This is a genomic window from Nocardioides sp. NPDC092400, from assembly GCF_040684155.1.
In the GTDB taxonomy this organism is placed as follows: domain Bacteria; phylum Actinomycetota; class Actinomycetes; order Propionibacteriales; family Nocardioidaceae; genus Nocardioides.
Window position 1 is genome coordinate 464857 of the sequence record NZ_JBFBFJ010000001.1, and the last position, 19574, is coordinate 484430.

At 75.4% G+C, this 19574-nt stretch carries 17 protein-coding genes and 1 tRNA gene; 9 read left to right on the forward strand and 9 right to left on the reverse strand.

Annotated elements, in window-relative coordinates:
- Genes AB0N29_RS02325 through AB0N29_RS02345 form a run of 5 tightly spaced genes read left to right on the forward strand, consistent with a single transcriptional unit; the run spans position 1 to position 4724 of the window.
- Complete coding sequence (locus AB0N29_RS02325) at positions 1–1158, forward strand: glycosyltransferase family 1 protein (RefSeq protein WP_302270284.1); 1158 nt, start codon at positions 1–3, stop codon at positions 1156–1158.
- Entirely contained in the window at positions 1143–2210 is a 1068-nt protein-coding gene (locus AB0N29_RS02330) for a glycosyltransferase family 4 protein (protein ID WP_364863795.1), read from the forward strand. The genes AB0N29_RS02325 and AB0N29_RS02330 overlap by 16 nt, the downstream gene beginning before the upstream one ends.
- On the forward strand, positions 2207–3214 hold the full coding sequence (locus tag AB0N29_RS02335) for a glycosyltransferase (protein ID WP_364863797.1): 1008 nt from the start codon (positions 2207–2209) through the stop codon (positions 3212–3214). Before AB0N29_RS02330 ends, AB0N29_RS02335 begins: the two co-directional genes overlap by 4 nt.
- A 2-nt stretch (positions 3215–3216) precedes the next feature.
- A complete protein-coding gene (locus AB0N29_RS02340; RefSeq protein WP_302270288.1) occupies positions 3217–4083 on the forward strand; it encodes a galactosyltransferase-related protein in 867 nt (288 codons plus the stop codon).
- Between the two features lie 23 nt (positions 4084–4106).
- Entirely contained in the window at positions 4107–4724 is a 618-nt protein-coding gene (locus tag AB0N29_RS02345; protein ID WP_364863799.1) for an NAD(P)H-dependent oxidoreductase, read from the forward strand.
- 125 nt (positions 4725–4849) lie between these two features.
- Here the strand turns inward: AB0N29_RS02345 and AB0N29_RS02350 are convergent, their stop codons facing one another.
- Positions 4850–5800, reverse strand: coding sequence for a TIGR03557 family F420-dependent LLM class oxidoreductase (locus tag AB0N29_RS02350; protein ID WP_364863801.1), 951 nt, complete (start codon positions 5798–5800; stop codon positions 4850–4852).
- Positions 5801–5996: 196 nt separating this feature from the next.
- Between AB0N29_RS02350 and AB0N29_RS02355 the strand changes: the two genes are divergently transcribed.
- On the forward strand, positions 5997–7355 hold the full coding sequence (locus tag AB0N29_RS02355; RefSeq protein ID WP_364863803.1) for a serine/threonine-protein kinase: 1359 nt from the start codon (positions 5997–5999) through the stop codon (positions 7353–7355).
- 29 nt (positions 7356–7384) lie between these two features.
- Here AB0N29_RS02355 and AB0N29_RS02360 read toward each other — a convergent pair whose 3' ends face one another.
- From AB0N29_RS02360 to AB0N29_RS02385, 6 genes are all read right to left on the reverse strand, one after another.
- Entirely contained in the window at positions 7385–7585 is a 201-nt protein-coding gene (locus AB0N29_RS02360; RefSeq protein ID WP_364863805.1) for a hypothetical protein, read from the reverse strand.
- 71 nt (positions 7586–7656) lie between these two features.
- The gene (locus tag AB0N29_RS02365; RefSeq protein WP_364863807.1) at positions 7657–9183 is read right to left on the reverse strand and encodes an FAD-dependent oxidoreductase; all 1527 of its coding nucleotides are present in this window, start codon (positions 9181–9183) and stop codon (positions 7657–7659) included.
- Positions 9183–9416, reverse strand: coding sequence for a hypothetical protein (locus tag AB0N29_RS02370; RefSeq protein WP_302270297.1), 234 nt, complete (start codon positions 9414–9416; stop codon positions 9183–9185). Before AB0N29_RS02370 ends, AB0N29_RS02365 begins: the two co-directional genes overlap by 1 nt.
- Positions 9417–9471: 55 nt before the next feature.
- The gene (locus AB0N29_RS02375; RefSeq protein ID WP_364863810.1) at positions 9472–10422 is read right to left on the reverse strand and encodes an alpha/beta hydrolase fold domain-containing protein; all 951 of its coding nucleotides are present in this window, start codon (positions 10420–10422) and stop codon (positions 9472–9474) included.
- Positions 10423–10501: 79 nt separating this feature from the next.
- Positions 10502–10577 (reverse strand) — tRNA-Lys (locus tag AB0N29_RS02380).
- A 70-nt stretch (positions 10578–10647) separates the two neighbouring features.
- Positions 10648–12234 carry an NAD(P)/FAD-dependent oxidoreductase gene (locus tag AB0N29_RS02385; protein WP_364863812.1) on the reverse strand — a complete coding sequence of 529 codons (1587 nt, stop codon included), beginning with the start codon at positions 12232–12234 and terminating at the stop codon, positions 10648–10650.
- 133 nt (positions 12235–12367) lie between these two features.
- Here AB0N29_RS02385 and AB0N29_RS02390 point away from each other — a divergent pair, with 133 nt between their 5' ends.
- From AB0N29_RS02390 to AB0N29_RS02400, 3 genes are read left to right on the forward strand one after another with little or no spacing between them, the layout of a single operon-like run.
- Positions 12368–14389, forward strand: coding sequence for an ATP-binding protein (locus AB0N29_RS02390; protein ID WP_364863814.1), 2022 nt, complete (start codon positions 12368–12370; stop codon positions 14387–14389).
- A gap of 27 nt (positions 14390–14416) precedes the next feature.
- Positions 14417–16501 carry a penicillin acylase family protein gene (locus AB0N29_RS02395; RefSeq protein ID WP_364863816.1) on the forward strand — a complete coding sequence of 695 codons (2085 nt, stop codon included), beginning with the start codon at positions 14417–14419 and terminating at the stop codon, positions 16499–16501.
- Positions 16498–17013 carry a GNAT family N-acetyltransferase gene (locus AB0N29_RS02400; protein WP_364863818.1) on the forward strand — a complete coding sequence of 172 codons (516 nt, stop codon included), beginning with the start codon at positions 16498–16500 and terminating at the stop codon, positions 17011–17013. Before AB0N29_RS02395 ends, AB0N29_RS02400 begins: the two co-directional genes overlap by 4 nt.
- A gap of 291 nt (positions 17014–17304) precedes the next feature.
- Here the strand turns inward: AB0N29_RS02400 and AB0N29_RS02405 are convergent, their stop codons facing one another.
- Together AB0N29_RS02405 and AB0N29_RS02410 are read right to left on the reverse strand one after the other, a co-directional pair.
- A complete protein-coding gene (locus AB0N29_RS02405; RefSeq protein WP_364863820.1) occupies positions 17305–18858 on the reverse strand; it encodes a DUF222 domain-containing protein in 1554 nt (517 codons plus the stop codon).
- Between the two features lie 61 nt (positions 18859–18919).
- Complete coding sequence (locus tag AB0N29_RS02410; RefSeq protein WP_302270305.1) at positions 18920–19537, reverse strand: response regulator transcription factor; 618 nt, start codon at positions 19535–19537, stop codon at positions 18920–18922.
- Between the last annotated feature and the right edge of the window lie 37 nt (positions 19538–19574).

Sequence of the window (19574 nt, forward strand, 5' to 3'; positions counted from 1 at the left end):
GTGACGCTCCTCGACGAACCCGCGCCCGCGCGCGCCCCGCGTGCTCCCCGGTCCGGGTCGGCGGTGACCGTCGCCTCCGTGCCGGCCGGGCACGTGTACGTCCGCCACCTCGCGCCCGAGGCCGGTGGCGGTCCGCGGCGGTTGACCGACCCCCGGCCCGCCGGCCGTCCCGCGGACTCCCAGGTGTGGTGGCCGCCGGCCATGCTCGACCCCTCCTGGGTGCGGGGGCACGAGTTCGACCTGCTTCACCTGCACTTCGGCTTCGACGCGCGCAGCCCGGAGGACCTGAAGGCCTTCGCCGACGCGCTGCACGACACCGGGCGGCCGCTCGTCTACACCGTCCACGACCTGCGCAACCCCCACCACGAGGACCGCACGCTCCACGACGCCCAGCTCGACGTCCTCGTGCCGGCGGCCGACGAGCTGGTCACACTCACCGCCGGCGCCGCCGAGGAGATCCGGCGGCGCTGGGGCCGCACCGCCACCGTCGTCCCGCACCCGCACGTCGTCGACCTGCGCACCATGGCGGTGGCGCAGGACGTCCGCGCGCGCCGGGGCGCCGGTCGCGGCGACGGGTTCCGCGTCGGACTGCACGTCAAGAGCCTGCGCGCCGGCATGGCGCCGATGACGATCCTCCCGGCGCTCGTCGACACGGTCGCCTCGCTGCCCGGGGCGGTCCTGCAGGTCGACGCCCACCGCGACGTCCTGGACGACGACGGCGCGCGCCGGGACGACCGGCTCGCGACGTACCTGCGCGGGCTCGAGGCCGACGGCCTGGTCGACCTCCGCGTCCACGACTACTTCACCGACGACGAGCTGTGGGCCTACCTCGCCTCGCTGGACGTCTCGGTGCTGCCGTACCGGTTCGGCACCCACTCGGGCTGGCTGGAGGCCTGCCGCGACCTCGGGACCACCGTCGTGGCGCCGAGCTGCGGCTACTACGCCGACCAGGGGCCGGTGCTGTCCTACGTCCACGCCGAGCAGGAGTACGACGCCTCGACCCTGGCCGAGGCCGTGCGCACCGCCTTCGAGACCCGGCCCCGGTTCGGGGCGTCGATCGACGAGCGCCGGGGCCAGCGGGCCGAGGTGGCCGCCGCGCACGACCGCGTGTACGCGGCGGCCCTGGAGAAGGTCGGCCGCCGGTGCGCATCTGCCTGATCGCGTCCTCCCGGTTCCCGGTCGCCGAGCCCTTCGCCGGCGGCCTGGAGGCGATGACGCACGCCCTGGCGCGGGAGCTGGTCTACCGGGGCCACGAGGTGTCGCTCTTCGCCGGCCCCGGCTCCGACCGGGCGCTGCCGGTCGAGCTGCTCGACCTGCCGGAGTTCGAGCCCAGCGACGTCGCCATGAGCGACGTCAACGCCCCCTCGCGGCACTGGATGGCCGAGCACCACGCCTACCTGTCCCTGATGCTGCGGCTGGCCGGCGGGGAGGACCAGCGCTTCGACGTGGTCCACAACAACAGCCTCCACCACCTGCCGGTCGCGATGGCCGGGAGCATCTCGGTGCCGGTGGTGACCACCCTGCACACCCCGCCGCTGCCCTGGCTGGAGTCGGCCATCGCGCTGGCGCCGGGGGAGTCGTCGTTCGTCGCGGTCAGCCGTGCCACGGCGCGCGCGTGGTCGCACGTGACGGACGCCGCCGCCGTGCACAACGGGGTGGACGTCGACACCTGGCTGCCCGGTCCGGGCGGCGGCCCGGCGGTGTGGACGGGCCGCCTGGTGCCCGAGAAGGCCCCGCACGAGGCGATCGACGCGTGCCGCCGGGCCGGCGTGCCGCTGGTGCTCGCCGGGCCGCTGGCGGACCTCGGGTACCACGAGTCGCACATCGCGCCGCGCCTCGGCGGGGACGTGAGGTACGTCGGGCACCTCGACCACGCCGCCCTGGCCGGGCTGCTCGGCCGGGCCTCGGTCGCGGTGACCACGCCGGCCTGGGACGAGCCGTACGGGCTGGTCGCGGCCGAGGCGATGGCGTGCGGCACGCCGGTGGCGTCGTACTCCCGCGGGGCGCTGCCCGAGGTCGTGGCCCCGGGTGCCGGCGTCCTGGCCCGGCCCGGGGACGTCGACGACCTGGCCCGAGCGGTCCTCGAGGCGCGCGGCTGCGACCGCGGGGAGGTGCGCCGCCATGCCGTGGAGCACTGCTCGCTGACGCGGATGACCGACGAGTACGAGCGGATCTACGCCGACCTCGTCGACGACGAGCTCGCCGCGTGAAGGTCGGGTACTACGTCCACCACGTCGGGCGCGGCCACCTGCACCGGGCCACCTCGATCGCGGCGGAGCTGACCCGCGGCGGGGCGGAGGTCACCGGCCTCTCCACGCTGCCGCGGCCGCGGGGCTGGACCGGCCCGTGGGTCGAGCTGGCGCCGGACGACGGGGGCGTCGAGGTCGAGCGCGACGCGGTGACCGCCGGCGGCCGCCTGCACTGGGTGCCGCGCCGCCACGCCGGGCTGCGGGACCGGTCGGCCGCGGTCTCGGCCTGGATCGGGTCGGCCGACCCGGCGGCGGTGGTCGTCGACGTGTCGGTCGAGGTGTGCCTGCTCGCCCGGCTGCACGGCGTGCCGGTCGTCTCGGCGGTCCTCCCCGGGGTCCGCGACGACGGCCCGCACGGGCTCGGCGCGGACGTCGCCGACGCCCTGCTGGCCTTCTGGCCCCCGGCGGCCACCGGGATGGTGCGGCCGGACGGCCTCGCCCGACGGGTCACGGCGGTCGGTGGCCTGGCGCGGTACGCCGTCGCACCGCCCGGCCCGCGCCGGCCCGGGCCGCTGCGGGTGACCTACCTGGCCGGTTCGGGTGGCCACGAGCTGGACCCGGCCCTGCTGGAGCGTGCCCGGCAGGGGACGCCGGACTGGGAGTGGACCGTGCTCGGCGGCTCCGCGCCGTGGGTCGAGGACCCGCGCAGCGCCATCGCCGAGGCCGACGTCGTCGTCACCCACGCCGGCCAGAACGCCCTCGCCGAGGTCGCCGCCCTGCGCCGGCCGGCGGTCGTCGTCCCGCAGGACCGGCCCCACGACGAGCAACGCTCGACCGCCCGGGTGCTCGGCGCGGGCGGGTGGCCGGCGCTCGTGCGCGACGCCTTCCCCGCCGAGGGGTGGGCCGGGTTGCTCGAGGAGGCCCGCGCGCTCGACGGCGAGGGGTGGTCGGCGTGGTGCGACGGCGGCGCCGCCGCCCGCGCCGCCGCGGTGGTACGTCGCGTGGCCGACGGGGGAACCGCGTGAGCATGTCCAGCAGCCCGGCGGCCGCCCCGGGGCCCGCCTCCGAGAGTGCCCCGCGCGTGCGGGTCGGCGTCGTCACCGTCGCCCACGGCCGCCACGAGCACCTGCACCACCAGCACCGTGCGCTCGCCAGGTCCGACCGGCTGCCCGACGACTACGTCGTGGTGGCGATGGGGGACCCGGGCATCACGCCCGGCTCCGTCGACGGCCTGGCCCGGCGCGTCGTGCCTCTCGCGCTGCCGGCGGACGGGCGCCTGCCGCTGGCCACCGCCCGCAACCGCGGCGCGCGGGCGGTGCTGGACGCCGGCGCGGACGTGGTGGTCTTCCTCGACGTCGACTGCCTGGCCGGCCGCGAGCTGGTCGGTGCCTACGCCGACGCGGCCCAGCGCGAGCCGGACGTGCTGTGGTCCGGCCCGGTGACCTACCTCCCGCCGGGGCGGGGCGGGGGCGACCTCGACCGCCTCGACGAGCTCGACGACCCGCACCCGGCCCGGCCCGCCCCTGCTCGGGGCGAGCTGGTCGGCGAGGGCGACCCGGACCTGTTCTGGTCCCTGTCCTTCGCGGTGTCGGCGACCGGGTGGGCGCGCGTCGGGGGGTTCTGCGAGGAGTACGTCGGCTACGGCGGCGAGGACACCGACTACGGCCGCTCGGCGGTCGCCGCCGGCCTGCGGATCGGCTGGGTGGGCGGTGCCCGGGCCTACCACCAGCACCACCCGGTCGAGAGCCCGCCGGTGCGCCACCTCGACGACATCCTGCGCAACGGCGCGCTCTTCCACCGGAGGTGGGGGGAGTGGCCGATGCGCGGCTGGCTGATGGCGTTCGAGGAGCAGGGGCTGGTGCGGCGTACCGCGGACGGCTGGGAGCGCGCCTGAGGTCCGGTGGGTACCGGCCGGTCATGGACGACAACCTCGACGACCTCCGCTCCCTCGTGCTCGTGTGCACCCTGAAGTCCGGCGACCAGGACTCCAGCTCGGACCTCATCGGCCGCCAGGTCCTCGACCGGCTGGCGTCGTACGGCGCGCCGGGGGAGGTCGTCCGCGTGGTCGACCACGACGTGCGCTTCGGCGTCACCATCGACGAGGGCGACGGCGACGAGTGGCCGGCCATCCGGAGCAGGATGCTCGCGGCGGACGTGCTCGTCGTCGCGACCCCGATCTGGCTGGGCCAGCCCTCCTCGGTGACCAAGATGGTGCTCGAGCGGCTCGACGCCGAGCTCGGCGAGACCGACGAGGAGGGCCGGATGCTCACCTACGGCAAGGTCGCGGCGGTCGCGGTGGTCGGCAACGAGGACGGCGCCCACCACGTGGTGGCCGAGTGCCTCCAAGCCCTCAACGACACGGGCTTCTCCGTCGCGGCGAACGGCAGCACCTACTGGGTCGGCGAGGCGATGCAGGCGGTCGACTACGCCGACCACGACGAGACGCCGGAGAAGACCGCCGGCACCAACGACACGACCGCGAAGAACACGGTCCACCTGGCCCGGCTGCTCAAGGCCGCGCCGTACCCCGCCTGAGCCCCCGCCTGAGCCCCGCCGGGCCCCGCTTCCCGGGGCAGTCCCTCGCTTCCCCGGGTAGATCTGCCCCGGGAAGCGAGGGGGTCCCCGGTGGACCGGGGACCTCTGCGGCGGCACACCCCGGCTCAGGAGCGCAGCTGGGGGAGCACCTCGCTGCCGTAGGCGCGGATCATGTCGAGGTAGTGCGGGCCCATGTTGGCGACGTAGACCTCGTCGTAGCCGGCGTCGACGTACTGCTGCAGCTGGTCGACGTGGCGGGCGACGTCCGGGCCGGCGACGATGCTGCCGGCCGTCGACTCCCGGGTGACGAGCTGGGAGGCCTGCTCGAAGTGCTTGGGCGAGGGGAGCACCTGGGCGAGCTCGCCGGGCAGGCCCGCGTTGGCCCACAGCCGGTGGGCGTGGTCGACTCCCTCGTCCTCGGTGGCGGCCCAGGCGACCTTGACGCCGCCCTGGGTGGGCTTGCCGCCGGTGGCCTCCTTGAACTGCGCGACGGAGTCGGCGTCCGGAGCGGTGCTGACGAAGCCGTCGCCGATCGCGATGGCCGCCTGCAGCGCCTTGGGGCCGAACGCCGAGACGTAGACGGGGACCGGCTGCTCGGGGAGCGTGTAGAGCCGTGCGGTGTCGACCTGGTAGTGCTTGCCCTGGCGGGTGACGGTCTGCCCCGTCCACAGCTCGCGCATCACGTCGACGGCCTCCTCGAGCATCTCGAGCCGGACGTCGAGCGAGGGCCACGGGCCGCCGAGCACGTGCTCGTTGAGGGCCTCGCCCGTGCCCACGCCGAGGGTGAACCGGCCGTCGAGCATCACCGACGCGGTCGCGGCCGCCTGGGCGACGACCGCCGGGTGCACCCGCACGGTCGGGCAGGTCACGGCGGTGGTCACGGGCAGCGAGCAGGCCTGCGACAGGGCGCCGATGACCGACCAGACGAAGGCGCTCTCACCCTGCTCGTCGTTCCAGGGGTGGAAGTGGTCGCTGATCCAGAGGGCCTCGAACCCCGCCTCCTCGGCGGCGACGGCCTGCTCGATCAGCTGCTGCGGGGTGTACTCCTCGCAGGACAGGAAGTATCCGAAGCGCATGGGGCTCCTCCCGGGTCGGTGTGCGGCGTCCGGGAGGTACCCCGCGGGCCGGGCCCGCACCGCGGGCCAGACCACCCCGACGGGTGGTGATTGCACCGACGGCACCGGGGGCACCGGTCGAGGAGCACGGATCCCCCGCCGTGCCACGCGTCTGCCCCTGACCTGACCGTGCCCGACCCTGCCCGGAGGCGTTCGGATGGAGCTGCTCGACGAGCGCTACGAGCTGCGAGAGGTCATCGGTCGCGGTGGCATGGCCGAGGTCCACCGGGCCTGGGACCGGGTGCTGCAGCGGGACGTCGCGGTCAAGGTGCTCCTCGCCCCGACGGGGCTCGAGGAGGCCGAGACGGCGCGGCTGCGGTTCGCCGCCGAGGCCAAGCTGCTGGCCCGCCTGGACCACCCCGGCCTGGTGACGCTGCTGGACGTGGGCACGTCGACCGGTCGGCCCCACTTCGTGATGGAGCTCGTCGACGGGGGCACGTTCGCGTCCCTCCTGGCCGACGCCCCGCTGGACCCCGTGCTGGTCGCCGGCGTGGGCGCCCAGCTCGCCGACGCGCTGGCCCACGCCCACGCGCACGGGATCGTGCACCGCGACGTCAAGCCGGGAAACGTCCTGCTGACCCGTGACCGGCGCGTCAAGCTGGCCGACTTCGGCATCGCGCGGCTCCTCGGCGAGACCGCCGGGGTGACGCGGACGGGGAACACCGTCGGCACCATCGCCTACCTCGCGCCCGAGCAGGTCCGCGGCGAGGGGGTCGGGGCGGCGGTCGACGTCTATGCCCTGGGCCTGCTGCTCCTCGAGGCCGTCACCGGCGTGCGCGCCTACCCGGGCACGTCGACCGAGTCGGCCTTCGCGCGGCTGCACCACAGCCCGACGATCCCCCTGTCGCTGCCGACCGGGTGGCCTCGGCTGCTCGCCGCCATGACGGCCTCCGACCCCGCCGAGCGGCCCGCCGCGTCGGTCGCCGCGGCGGCCCTCCGTGCGCTGGCCGAGGGCCGCCCCGTCGTCGTGCCGGTCGCCGACCTGCCGCCGACCGTCACCACCGCCGCCGGGCCGCGGACCGAGTGGGTCCCGCGCCGGCGCACACGACGCCGTACGGCGGGTCTGGCGGCTGCTGCCGCGGCGGTCGTCGCCGGGATCGTCGCCGGCGCCGCCACCCTGCTGCCCGACCCGGCGGCGAGCGACGCGGACCCGGGGAGCAGGGCCGCCGCCGCGCAGGCCCTGCAGCCGGCCTCGGTGCTGTCCCCATCGGCGGCAGCGTCCACCGAGGGCACGGCGGCCGGCCGCCCGGTCTCCACCGCGACCCGGTCGGCCACGGCGGCGCCGGACGGTGGGCGGAACGGTTCCCGGGCCGCCGGCGGCGGCTCGACCGCGGGCCAGGGCGGCGGCGGCGGGGACGGTGCGAAGGGCAACGGTCGGGGCCACGGCCACGGCAAGGCGAAGGGTCACGGCAAGGGAGCCGGCAAGGCCGGGGGTCACGGCAAGGCGAAGGGCCACGGCAAGGGCGGCAAGGGCGGCAAGGGCGGCAAGGGCGGCAAGGGCGGCAAGGGCCGCTGACCACGCGGCCCGTCCCGGCCCGCTCCCGCTCAGGTGCAGGTCGGGCAGGCCAGGCGGACCGGGAGGTCCGCGCACAGCGGTGCGCCTCCGGCGATGGGCGTCGCGGCGCCGGTCAGGCGCGGCAGCATCGGCTCGCCGCACCGCAGGCAGCCGCCGGCGGTGACGGTCTCCCGGTCGGTCTCGTGGTCGGTCTCCCGCTGGACGGTCCCGGTGCTCTCTCCCTGGTGCATACCCTGACCGGTATCCCAGGGTGACGCCGGTCACGCGGTCGCGCAGGTGAAGGTTCTCGCGACCGCTCCCGTCACTGACCGGTGAGCGGGCAGGTCGCCGGTCCCTCGAGGACCGCGCCGTCGGGGGCGAACCGGGAGCCGTGCAGGGGGCAGTCCCAGCTCTGCTCGGCGTCGTTCCACCGCAGCACGCCGCGCAGGTGGCTGCAGACGGCGGAGACCCGCCGCTCGACGCCGTCGACGACCGAGACCGCGGTCGGCGTGCCGACCCGGTCGTACCGCACCACGCCCTCGCCCTCGCCGGGCGTGCCGACCAGCGGGTGCGAGCGGAGCGTGGGACGGACCCAGCCCCAGCCCAGCTCGACGGCGACCTGCGTGTTGAGCCGGGTGGACCGGGGGAGCCCACGGAGCTCGCGCGGGTCCCAGGTGGCGTACGCGCCGGCCCACGGGACCCGGCCGCCGAGCACACGGGCCGCGAGCAGGTGGGCGGCGGCCACGCCGTTCGTCAGGCCCCACTTGGCGTACCCGCCCGCGACGAGGAGGTCGTCCCGTCCCGGGAGGAGCGGGCCGGCGTAGGGCAGGCCGTGGTGCGGCACGTAGTCCTGCGCGGACCAGGCGTGGGTCTCCTCGGCGCCCGGCCAGTGCTCGGAGGTCCAGGCCCGCAGCTCGTCGAGGCGCTCCCGCTCGGAGACGGCGGCGCCGACGCGGTGGCCGGCCCCGCCCACCAGCAGCAGGTGACCGTCGGGACCGGCGGGGTCGCCCGGGCTGACAGGTGCGTCGCGCAGGGAGCGGGTGGGGGAGTCCGCGGAGAGGTACATCCCGTCGACGGCCGGGGTGGGGGTGCGGAAGGCCAGGCCGTAGGAGCGCGACGGCTCGACGCGGGCGAAGAACCCGCCGCGGTCGAGCACCGGCACGCCGGTCGCCAGCACCACCGACCGGGCGCTGACGGTGCCGTGGTCGGTGACGACGCGCGCCGGGACGTGCCCGGTGACCCGGCGCACGCGGGCGTCCTCGACGATCCGCACCCCGTGAGCGCGTGCGTCGTCGGCGAGCGCCTCGAGCAGCGCCACCGGGTCGACCTGCAGCTGGTCGGCCAGCCGCAGCGCGCCGAACGTGTCGTAGGGCAGCGGCGGGTCCTCGACCCACTCGACCTCGGGGCCCGGGCCGAGGTCGACGCCGTCGAGCGCACGCTGCTCGGCGCGGAGCCGGCGGCGGCCGACGAGCGAGGTGGCGTAGGTGTACGCCGGACGGCGCTGCGCCTCCACGCCGTGCTCGGCGACGAACCGGGCCAGCCAGGCCTGTCCCTCGCGGTTGCCGGCGGCGTACGACGCCAGCACCGACGGCGGGTGCCGACGCGCGATCCGGGAGAACGTCGTGCCCTGCAGGAGGCTGACCTTGGCCGTGCTGCCGCCGGTGGTGCCCGCGCCGATCCTGCGGGCCTCGACCACGGCCACCGAGAGGCCGCCCCGGGCGAGGAGCCCCGCGGTGGTGAGGCCGGTGATCCCGCCGCCGACGACGACCACGTCGTGGGTCCCGCCGAGGGTCGGCGCACCCGCGTCCGGACGCGGGTGCCGTGCCTGCCAGGGCGAGACCAGGGCCATCAGGCGGGCTTCTCCTGCGGTTGCCTGGCCGCGAGGAAGCGCTGCACCTCGGCGAGGTCGTAGGCCGTCTCGGGGTGGGCGGTCACGGGCGCCGGTCCGATCCCGGCGCGTCGCCAGTGCTCGACGGTCTGCCGGTCGACGGCCGCGACCTCGGCGAGCTCGGCCGCCGTCAGCACGATGGGCGCGGCCCTGGGTGCGGTCGTCACGGGGTCGTGCTGGTCCTGCTGCGTCACCGGTGGCCCTCCTGCGGTCCGTCTGCGGTGCGCCGGTACCCCGCCGTGGCTCCCGTCACGCCCGCGGGGCCGCTCCCGTCCGGGCGGCGTCGCGGACCGCCCGGGCCAGTCGGCGGCGGGTACGGCGGGCCTCGGGGACCGCGCGGGTCATCCAGACGTGGAACATCGCGGGCACCTCGAGGACCCGCAGGTCGGTCGAGCCGTCGCGCAGGCGGGCGGCGAGGGCGTCGACCGCCGGGCGGAGGATGTCGCGGTCGCCGATGTGCACGTCGACCGGCGGGAGGCCGCGGAGGTCGTCGGCCAGCGGGTCGACGAGGGGGTCGGTCGTCGGGCGGTCGCCGGCCCACCACCGGGCCGCCGCTCGCAGGCCGGACTCGGCGAGCACGGGGTCGGTGGGCTCGAGGTCGCGCACGGCCTCCTCGTCGAGAGTCGGGTCCAGCCAGGGACTGAGCGCGACCACGCGGGCCGCCTGCGGACCGCCCTCGTCGCGCAGGCACCGGGCGAGGACGAGGACGAGCGCCCCGCCCGCCGAGTCGCCCATCAGCACCAGCGGCAGGTCGTCCGCGGCGGCCTCCCGTGCGAGGTCGAGGAGCCGGGGGAGCGCGTCGTCGACAGTCGCCACCGGGGCCAGCGGGTACGCGGGCACGACCACCTCTGCGGCGGCCGAGCGGCCCGAGAGCGCCCGGACCAGCCGCCAGTAGTCCGGTGTCAGCGGGTGGACGTAGCCGCCCCCGTGCACGTAGAGCACCCGTGCCCGCGGGCGGCCGCGCCGCGGTCGGACCGTCCACACGGTCAGCCCCTCGGGCCGGTCGGTCGCCACGCGCCGTACCCACCGGGTGAGGCGGGTCGGCGGCGCGTCCCCCTGCTCCTGGAGCCGCTTCGCCGTGGCGCGCGTGTGCTGCGCGCCCTCGAAGGCCTGCTTGTCGCGACGGGCCCGCATGCCGAGGACGTAGAGGCGCGTCCACGGCGTCGGTGCGCGACCGTCGACCGCCCAGTGCACCGTCATGGCGTCCCGTTGTCCCGCGCCGGTCGGCCCGAAACGAGGACCGGCTCCGACCTGCATCTCTGCTGGTCGGAGCCGGTGGTGGTACGCCATCAGGGACTCGAACCCCGAACCCGCTGATTAAGAGTCAGCTGCTCTGCCAATTGAGCTAATGGCGCCCGGTGAAGCGAGGACTACGTTACCAGTGGGCGGCCACCGGGAGAAATCGCCGGGTGGCGTGCGCAGGGGTCAGCGGGCGGCCAGCACGGCCTGGGCCGCGTTGTGCCCGGCGATGCCCGACACCGCGCCGCCACGACGCGCGCCGGAGCCGCAGAGCAGCACCGAGTCGACACCGGTCTGCACGCCCCACTGCTGTGCGGGGGTGTCGAGCCGGGCCCGGTTGGCCGCCCAGGGCCAGTCCAGGTCGCCGTGGAAGATGTGCCCGCCCGGCATGGCGAGGTCGCGCTCGACGTCCTGCGGGATCTTCGCCTCGATGCACGGCCGGCCGGCGGCGTCACGGGCGACGCACGACTCGATCGGGTCGACCAGGTGCTCGTCGAGGGAGGCGATCGCCCGGGCCACCGCGGTCGCCTTCGCGGCGGCAGGGTCGGCCTCGAAGAGCGTGGCCGGGGTGTGCAGGCCGAAGTACGTCAGCGTGTGGGTGCCCTCCGGCTCCCCGCCGAGGACCGAGGAGTCGGTCAGCGAGTGGCAGTAGACCTCGCCCGGCAGGACCGAGGGGACCCGCCCGGCCGCGGCGTCGGCGTGCGCGCCGGCCAGCTGGCTGTAGTCCTCGGCGAGGTGGAGGGTGCCCGCGAACGCCACGGCCGGGTCGACGCCGGAGCGCAGCCGCGGGAGCCGGTCGAGCAGGAAGTTGATCTTCAGCTGGGCGCCGACCGGCTTGGTGGCGGGGTCCTCGGGACCGCCGAGCAGGATGCGCAGCACCCACGGCGCGACGTTCGCCAGCACGGTCCCCGCCTCGACCGTCCGCAGCCGCTCGCCGTCGTGCCAGTCGACCTCCACGCCGTCGGCATGGGCCCGGACGGCGCTCACCCCGGCTCCGGTGCGCAGGGTCGCCCCGGCTTCTGTCGCGGCCCGGGCGAGCGCGTCGGTCACCGCGCCCATGCCGCCGACGGGCACCCGCCACTCGCCCGTGCCGTTGCCGACGAGGTGGTAGAGGAAGCACCGGTTCTGCACCAGCGAGGGGTCGTGGAGCGAGGCGAACGTGCCGATGAGCGCGTCGGTCGCGACCACGCCCCGGACGGTGTCGTCGCGGAACCGGCGCTCGACCGCCTCGCCGAGGGGCCGCACGACGATGTCGCGCCACGTGCCCGGGTCGACGCGGTCGCGGACCGCCCGCTCGGTCGGCAGCGGCTGGAGCAGCGTCGGGGCGACGACGCGGGCGAGGTCGGCGACGTCGGCGTAGAACTCCCGCCACGCGTCGTACTCCTCGTCGGAGCCGGTGAGGGCGCGGAAGGACTCCGCCGTCGCGGGACCCTCCGTGCGCTCGACGAGCAGCCCGCCCGCGCGGCCGTCGCGGAGGACCGGGGTGTACGACGCGGTCGGGCGCGACACCAGGGTCAGGTCCAGGCCGAGGTCGGCCATCAGCGCCTCGGGCATGAGGGAGACGAGGTAGGAGTAGCGCGACAGCCGCGTGCCGTGGCCCGCGAACGCGGCGGAGGAGACGGCGGCCCCGCCGGTGTGGTCGAGCCGCTCGAGCACGAGGACCGAGAGGCCCGCGCGGGCGAGGTAGGCGGCCGAGACCAGGCCGTTGTGGCCGCCGCCGACCACCACGACGTCGTAGCGGGTGCGGTCCTGAGCAGCGTCTCCCGAGATCACGCGGGTCACGCTAGGCCATCGCCCCTTCGGGTGGTCGGGGCACGGCCAGGTCACGAAATGGACGACTGCCTGCGGCGGCGGGTGGTTGATGGTTGCATCCATCCCGGAGGTTCCGCTCGGGGAGGGGTGGGTCGTGAGGCTGGACCCGTCGGTCCGGGTCGGAGGGCTGCTCGCTGCGCTCGTCGTCAGCGGGTTCCTCGCCCTGCACGCAGCACCGGACGGCGGGACCGTCATCGGGATCTGGCCGGTGGGCGTCGCGTCCGCGCTCGCCCTCGAGGTCGGCCGCCGGCGTGCGCCGTACGTGCTCCCCGTGGTGCTGTTCGTCGCCGTGCTCACGATCTGGCTGGGCGGCCGGCCAGCGGACGTCGCGATCGGGTACGGCCTCGGCATCACGGTCGAGACGGCGCTGGTGGTCGCCGTGCTCACCCGTGGGGTCGAGGGTCGGCCGCCCCTGCGCACGGACGCCGACCTCCGGCGCTACTACCTCGCCGTCGCCGGGGCAGGGCTGGTGGCGGCGGCCTCGGGCGGGCTCACCTCGGTGCTGACCGGGTTCGGGAACCCCGGCACGGTGGCGCTCGCGCTGGGCACCGCCCACCTGGCCTCCCAGATCACGCTGCTGCCGTTCTTCATGCGGCTGCCTCCGCACGGCTCCATCGCGAGCGTGACCGAGCGGGTGCTGCAGTGGGCGGCGATCATCGTCATCACCCCGCTGGTCTTCTCCTTCGACGACGTGCCGTCGATGGCGTTCATGGTGGTGCCGTTGCTCGCGTGGGGCGCCCAGCGGATCCGGCCCTTCGAGGCGCTCGCCCAGATGGCGGCGCTGGTCTTCTTCGCCATCCTGATGACGACCGCCGGGCGCGGGCCGTTCGCCGCCGCCCCGCAGGCCTACGACCTGCCCGCGGACGCCCGGGGCGTGTTCCTCGCGGCGTTCGCCACCACGTGCGCGCTCATCGTGGTGCCGCTCCTGATCCGGGTCGGCGCCCACATAGTGATCTCCCGCGAGGCGCGCTCCGAGCGCGACAAGGTGCAGAGCATCGTCGACGGCGCGACCGGCATCGCGATCATCGGCGCCGACGCCGAGGGCCGGGTCACCCTCTTCAACCCGGGGGCGGAGCGGCTGCTCGGCTACTCCGCAGCGGAGATGATGGGCCGGTCGACGCGGATCCTGCACTCCATGCGGTCTGTGGTCGACAAGGCCAGGGAGCTGCGCACCGCCCCGGACTTCGGCTCCGTCGTGCAGCGGATCGTGACCGGTGAGCACGCGGGCACGCTCATGCGGTTCCGCCGCAAGGACGGCGTTGAGCGGATCCACTCGATGACCCTGACCCGGATGGTGGACGAGCGCGGCGCGACCGTCGGGTACGTCAGCACGTCCGAGGACGTGACCGACTCCGTCGACGCGCAGCAGCGGCTCCAGGACGCCCTCGACACCGAGCGGCAGGCCGTCGACCGCCTGCGGGAGGTCGACCGGGCCAAGGACGCGTTCGTCTCCTCGGTCAGCCACGAGCTGCGCACCCCGATCACCAGCATCATGGGCTACCTCGAGCTGCTCGGCGACGGCTCGTACGGCCCGCTGACCCCGGACCAGGGGAAGGCGCTGAAGCGGGTCTCCGACAACAGCGGCCGGCTGCTCGGCCTGATCGACGAGCTGCTCACGCTCTCCCGGCTCAGCGAGGACGGGCTCGCGCTCAGCACCCGCGCCTTCGACCTGCGGGAGGTCGTCCGCGAGGGGTACGCCGTCGTGGCGCCGGCCTGGGCGCACCGGCGGCTCGAGGTCTCCCTCGACCTCCCCGAGGAGCCCGTCGAGTTCGTCGGCGACCGGGACATGCTCGAGCGGGTCGTGGTCAACCTGGTGGGCAACGCCGTGAAGTTCACCCCCGAGGGCGGCGCCGTCTCGGTGGTCCTGGGCGGCCACGGCTCCGAGGTCCACCTCGACGTGCGCGACACCGGGGTGGGCATCCCGCACCAGGAGATCGAGCAGCTGTTCTCGCGCTTCTTCCGCAGCTCGATCGCGCTCGAGAAGGCCATCCCCGGCTCCGGCCTGGGGCTGTCGATCACGCGGGCGATCGTGGAGAAGCACGGCGGCGCGATCGACGTCGAGTCCGCGGTCGGCCGCGGCACCCTGTTCCGCGTCCGGATGCCCACGGCCGCCTGACCCGGCGACCCACTAGGTTGCGGGCCCATGGCCCGGACCTACCGCGACGCGTGGGGCGTCGCGCACGTGCGGGCGACCTCCCTCGCCGACCTCGCCCACGGACAGGGCGAGGTCACCGCGCGCGACCGCACCTGGCAGCTCGAGCACCTGCGCCGTCGCGCCACCGGCACCACCGCGGAGGTGTTGGGCGCGCCGGCGCTGCCGTGGGACCGGCTGGCCCGGCGCACGTGCCTCGCCGACGTCGCCCGCCGGGCCCACGCGGGCCTCGCCGGCGAGACGCGGGCCTTCGTCGCGGCGTACGTGCGGGGCGTGAACGAGGGCCTCGAGACCGCCGGTCGCGGCGGCGTCCCCGAGCTCGACCGGCTCGGCATCGACGCCCGGCCCTGGGAGGAGTGGACGCCGCTGGCGGTGTTCCTCGCCCAGCACCTGCTGTTCGCGAGCCTGCCGGGCAAGCTGTGGGCGCACCGCGCCCGGGAGGTGCTCGGCGCCGACGCCCGCCTGCTGTCGCACGAGGGGCCCTCGGCGAGCGGCTCCAACGCCTGGGCCGTCGGCGGCGACCGCACCGCGACCGGCGCCCCGCTCATCGGCGGCGACCCGCACCGGGTGGTCGAGGCCCCGGGTGTCTACCAGCAGGTGCGGCTGGCCTGCGAGGACCCCGCCGACCCCGTCGACGTGGTGGGGCTGGCGTTCCCCGGCGTCCCGGGCGTCCAGCACTTCGCGCACGCCGGCGAGGTGGCGTGGGCGATCACGAACGGCATGGCCGACTACCAGGACGTGTACGACGAGCGGCTGCGGCGAGCCGGCGACGGGGCGGCGGTGGAGGCGCTGGGGCCGGACGGCTGGGAGGCGGTGGCCGCCCGGACCGAGACGATCGCCGTGCGCGGCGCTGCCCCGGAGACGGTCGAGGTGGTCGTCACGCCGCGCGGACCGGTGTTCGAGGGCAGTGTCGACGCCGGCACCGGCCTCTCGGTCCGCTTCGCCTCCGACGTCCTCGGCGACCTCGGCTTCGACGCCCTGCTGCCGCTCCTGCGCTCGAGGACCGTCGACGACGTGGACGCGGCGCTCGACCGGTGGGTGGAGCCGGTCAACAACGTCGTCGTCGCCGACACCAGCGGCGCCGTGCGCTACCGCCTCGCCGGGCGGATCCCGCTGCGGGACGAGGCCAACCGGCACGGGGTCGTCGACGCCGCCGACCCGGCGACCGCCTGGGCCGGCTGGCTGGACCCGCTGCCGCGGCACGACGTACCTCCCGACGGGCAGGTGGTCACCGCCAACGAGCGGCGCGGCCCGGAGAGCGACCCGGTCGGCGCGACGTTCGCCTCGCCGCACCGTGCCCGCCGGATCGCGGCCCTCCTGGACGGCCGGGACGGGCTCACGGGGGAGTACTTCGCGGCGATCCACGACGACGACCTGTCCGCGCAGGCGCTCGTCCTGCGTGACGCCCTGGTCGAGGGGCAGCAGCCGTCGGCCGCGGGCGAGGCCGTCCGCGACGCCGTCCTCGAGTGGGACGGCCGGATGGCGGCGACGTCGGTGGGAGCCGCGGCGTACGCCGCCTGGCGCGCGGCGCTGGTACGGCGGATCGCTGCCGAGCCGGTGTTCGCGCCGTTCGCCGACCCTCGCCACGACCTGGTCTTCCTGCCCTGGATGGACCTCGTCGGCCGGGTCGGGCACGCGCTGGAGACCCTCGCCGCCGCGGGCGACCCGTTCGGCATCGACCTGCGCGCGCTCGCCCGGGACGCGCTCGACGACGCCGCCGGGCACCCGGCGACCTGGGGCACGACGCACGTCGCGACGCCCGTGCACGCCTTCGAGGTCGCCGACGCCGACCTCGAGCCGCCGTACGTGCCCGCGCTGCCGGTCTCCGGCGACAGCGACTGCGTCCGGTGCACCGGATCGGTGCCGGGATGGACCGACGAGTGCTACCGCGGCTCGGTCGCCCGCTACGTCTGGGACCTGTCCGACCGCCAGGCCAGCGCTTGGGTCGTCCCGCTCGGCACGGCCGGCGACCCCCGCAGCCCCCACCACCGCGACCAGCTGCCGCTCTGGGCGGCCGGCCGACTCGCCCCGGTCGTCACCGACTGGGACCGCCTGACCGAGGAGACGCCCCGATGACCCTGCACCTCGACCCGTTCGTCCCCGAGCGCGACAGTGCGACCCTCCACTCGTGGGTGGTCGAGGAGCGTGCGCGCTTCTGGATGATGCAGGACCACACCCTCGAGGAGGTCCGCGAGATCTACACCTGGCTCGACGAGCAGCCCACGCACCACGTGTGGCTGGTGCGCGAGGAGTCCGGCGAGCCCGTCGCCCTCTTCCAGGACTACGAGCCCACCGCCGAGGAGGTCGGCTCGACGTACGACGTCCTCCCCGGCGACCTGGGCATCCACTTCATGCTCGCCCCCGCCGACACCGTGCGGCACGGCTTCACCGCCGAGGTCGTGGGGCTGCTCCTCGACCACGCGTTCGCCGACCCGGCCGTCCACCGGCTCGTCGCCGAGCCGGACGCCCGCAACGACAAGGCCGTCGGCTTGGTCCGCCGCCTCGGCTTCGAGCTCGGCCCCGTCGTCCAGCTCTCCACCAAGCCCGCCCAGCTCGCCTTCCTCACCCGCCAGGCCGCCGGCCGCTGAGGCGTGCTCCGCCGGTCGAGCTGCGAGCGCGAGCGAGCGTCGTCGAGACCCGGCCTCCTGCTGGTCGAGCAGCGAGCGCGAGCGAGCGTCGTCGAGACCCCCACCCGCTGGTCGAGCAGCGAGCTCAAGCGAGCGTCGTCGAGACCCCCACCCGCTGGTCGAGCAGCGAGCTCTGGCGAGCGTCGTCGAGACCCGGCGAGGTGCGCAGGGCGCCGGGGTGGTCGGCGGGCCGGCCTCCTGCCGGTCGAGCAGCGAGCGCTGGCGAGCGTCGTCGAGGCCCGGTGAGGGTGGTTACGGGCAACGAGTGGCTCGGGGGGTCTCGACGACGTTCGGCGCTGGGGCGCCTCTCTGCTCGACCAGCATCATGGATCGCTGGGTCGGCCTAGGTCCTGCGGTGGATCGCGACCTTTCCTCCGGGTAGGTGGGTGGTGTCGTAGGCGGGGTCGTGTATGCGGGCGTGGTGTCGGGGGCAGAGGTTGCGGGCGTTGGCGAGGTCGGTGGCGCCGCCGTTCGACCAGGGTTGTCGTGGTGGGCGTGGCAGAGGTGGGCGGGCCAGTCGCAGCCTTCTGCGGTGCAGGTCGGCTGGGTGAGGTTCAGCGCCCGACGTTGTGCGCCGGTGAACAACCGGGTGGTGCGCCCCAGGTCCAGGAGCTCGGACTGAGTGCCGAGGACGCCGGGGATCAGGCCTGCTTCACAGGCGAGCCGTCGTGCCTGGGCGGCGGAGATGGTGCTGCCGTCGTCGAGGACACCCGGTGCGAGGCCACCCATCAACGAGGCGATGTCCATGGTGACGACGACGGTGGCGTTGAGCCCGCCGAGCTTCGGGACCGAAGTAGCGGGGAGGCGTTCGAGGAGCTCGCAGAACGCATCACCAATCCGCTCCGGAACCGGTCGGCGCTCGACCGCCTCGGGCGCGCCTTGATCCTGGGTGGCGGCTTGGTGCTTCGGAGCCGCGAAGGCGAGGAGCGTCTTCTTCAGCATCGCGCCGTGGAGCTCGGGGATCTTGAACTTCCCGACCACCAACCCGCGCCCGTCGGGGCTCATCGTCAGCCACGCGGTCTCGCGGGCGAGTCGCTCCTCGGCCTCCAGGGCGCGGGCGTCGCGGGCCTCGCCGATCTCGGGGGCGACGACGGTGAGGACGTGCTTGGCCAGGACCCGCAGGGCCTTGGGGTCCCGGTGCCGTGCCTCGGCGAGCAGGTGCTGCTCGGCACGAAGGGGGATGGTCGGGTCGTCCAGGTCGGTGGGCAGCCGGTCGAGGCACTCGGTGATCACCCGGGCGTGGTCGACCGACACATCACCGTCCGCGAGGACTGCCGCGGTGAGGTCGTGACGGTCCAGCGACTCGGCCAACCGCATCCGGTGCTTCGCCGAGGGCCTCGTCTGGCGGGTCTCGGTCGCCCACCAGGAGGCGGTGTCGGTCGCACCGACACGTTCGCCGGCGTGACGGCGTTCGGCTTCCGCGGCGAGCCGCAGCTCTAGGGCCTCGACCCGGGCGCGGAGGCGGGCAGCCTCGAGAAGGGTCGCCGCGACGTCGTCGTCGGACATCGACCACAGGTGCGACTCGTGCGCACGGTCGAGCCTGGCGTGGGACTTCGCGACAGCGCGGCACACCAGGTGTGCGCTGCGTCGGGAGTCCTTGGCCATGGGTCTACTCAAGCACCGACCACCGACAGTCCCGGGGCTGTTTTCCCAGTTCAGACCGCATCGTGGACCACCATCTAAGGGCCTTCGCTGGCCACTCGAGTGCCCGAGGCTCTGCGCATCTCGCCGGGTCTCGACGACGCCTCGCCGGGGCTCGGCTGCTCGACCAGCAGCCGCCTCGCCAGGGCTCGGCTGCTCGACCAACAGCCGCCTCGCTAGCGCTCGGCTGCTCGACCAGCGACGCTCGGCCGCTCGACCAGCGGGGTCAGTTGGCGGAGACGCCGTGGTGGGCGCACCAGATGACGGCCTGCGAGCGGCGGTCGACGCCGATCTTGCGGTAGGCGGCGCGGACGTAGGTCTTGACGGTGTTGACGCTGACGTAGAGGCGCTCGGCGATCTCGGCGTTCGACAGGCCCGCGGCGACCAGGCCCAGCACCTCGAACTCCCGGACGGTGAGCCCGTGGGGGAGCAGGAGCAGCTTGGCGTCGACGTGGCGGGTGGAGGGGTTGCCGCCGGGCCCGGCGCGGGCGACCCGGTCGAAGACGTCGATCATCTCGATCGCGGTCGCGTCCATGCGCACGACGCCCGCGACCCCGCGCTCGAGGGCGGCCGTGGTCAGCGCCGGCTCCTGCGGGCGGGCGAGCGCGACGACCCGGGCGTTGCTGCGGACCAGGTGCGCGAGGTCGCTGCCGGCCGTGCCGTCCACCGGGTCGAGGCCGGCCGCGTCGTACAGCACGACGTCGAGCCCGGCCAGGTGCCCGTCGGAGGAGGCCGCGTCGCACAGCCACACGCGCGCCGGGTGACGCCGCAGCATCGTGGAGAGCCCGGTGAGCACCAGCTCGTGCGGACTGATCACGCCGACGCTCAGCGGCTTGCTAGCCATGGCCGACCGGTGCCCCGTCCGGGCGGGCTCACACCGA

Excerpts from the sequence above, each read along its gene's own strand:
- AB0N29_RS02340 (WP_302270288.1), top strand. The coding sequence starts at position 3,217 with ATGTCCAGCAGCCCGGCGGCCGCCCCGGGGCCCGCCTCCGAGAGTGCC.
- AB0N29_RS02345 (WP_364863799.1), top strand. The coding sequence starts at position 4,107 with ATGGACGACAACCTCGACGACCTCCGCTCCCTCGTGCTCGTGTGCACC.
- AB0N29_RS02350 (WP_364863801.1), bottom strand. The coding sequence starts at position 5,800 with ATGCGCTTCGGATACTTCCTGTCCTGCGAGGAGTACACCCCGCAGCAG.
- AB0N29_RS02355 (WP_364863803.1), top strand. The coding sequence starts at position 5,997 with ATGGAGCTGCTCGACGAGCGCTACGAGCTGCGAGAGGTCATCGGTCGC.
- AB0N29_RS02360 (WP_364863805.1), bottom strand. The coding sequence starts at position 7,585 with ATGCACCAGGGAGAGAGCACCGGGACCGTCCAGCGGGAGACCGACCAC.
- AB0N29_RS02365 (WP_364863807.1), bottom strand. The coding sequence starts at position 9,183 with ATGGCCCTGGTCTCGCCCTGGCAGGCACGGCACCCGCGTCCGGACGCG.
- AB0N29_RS02375 (WP_364863810.1), bottom strand. The coding sequence starts at position 10,422 with ATGACGGTGCACTGGGCGGTCGACGGTCGCGCACCGACGCCGTGGACG.
- AB0N29_RS02395 (WP_364863816.1), top strand. The coding sequence starts at position 14,417 with ATGGCCCGGACCTACCGCGACGCGTGGGGCGTCGCGCACGTGCGGGCG.
- AB0N29_RS02400 (WP_364863818.1), top strand. The coding sequence starts at position 16,498 with ATGACCCTGCACCTCGACCCGTTCGTCCCCGAGCGCGACAGTGCGACC.
- AB0N29_RS02410 (WP_302270305.1), bottom strand. The coding sequence starts at position 19,537 with ATGGCTAGCAAGCCGCTGAGCGTCGGCGTGATCAGTCCGCACGAGCTG.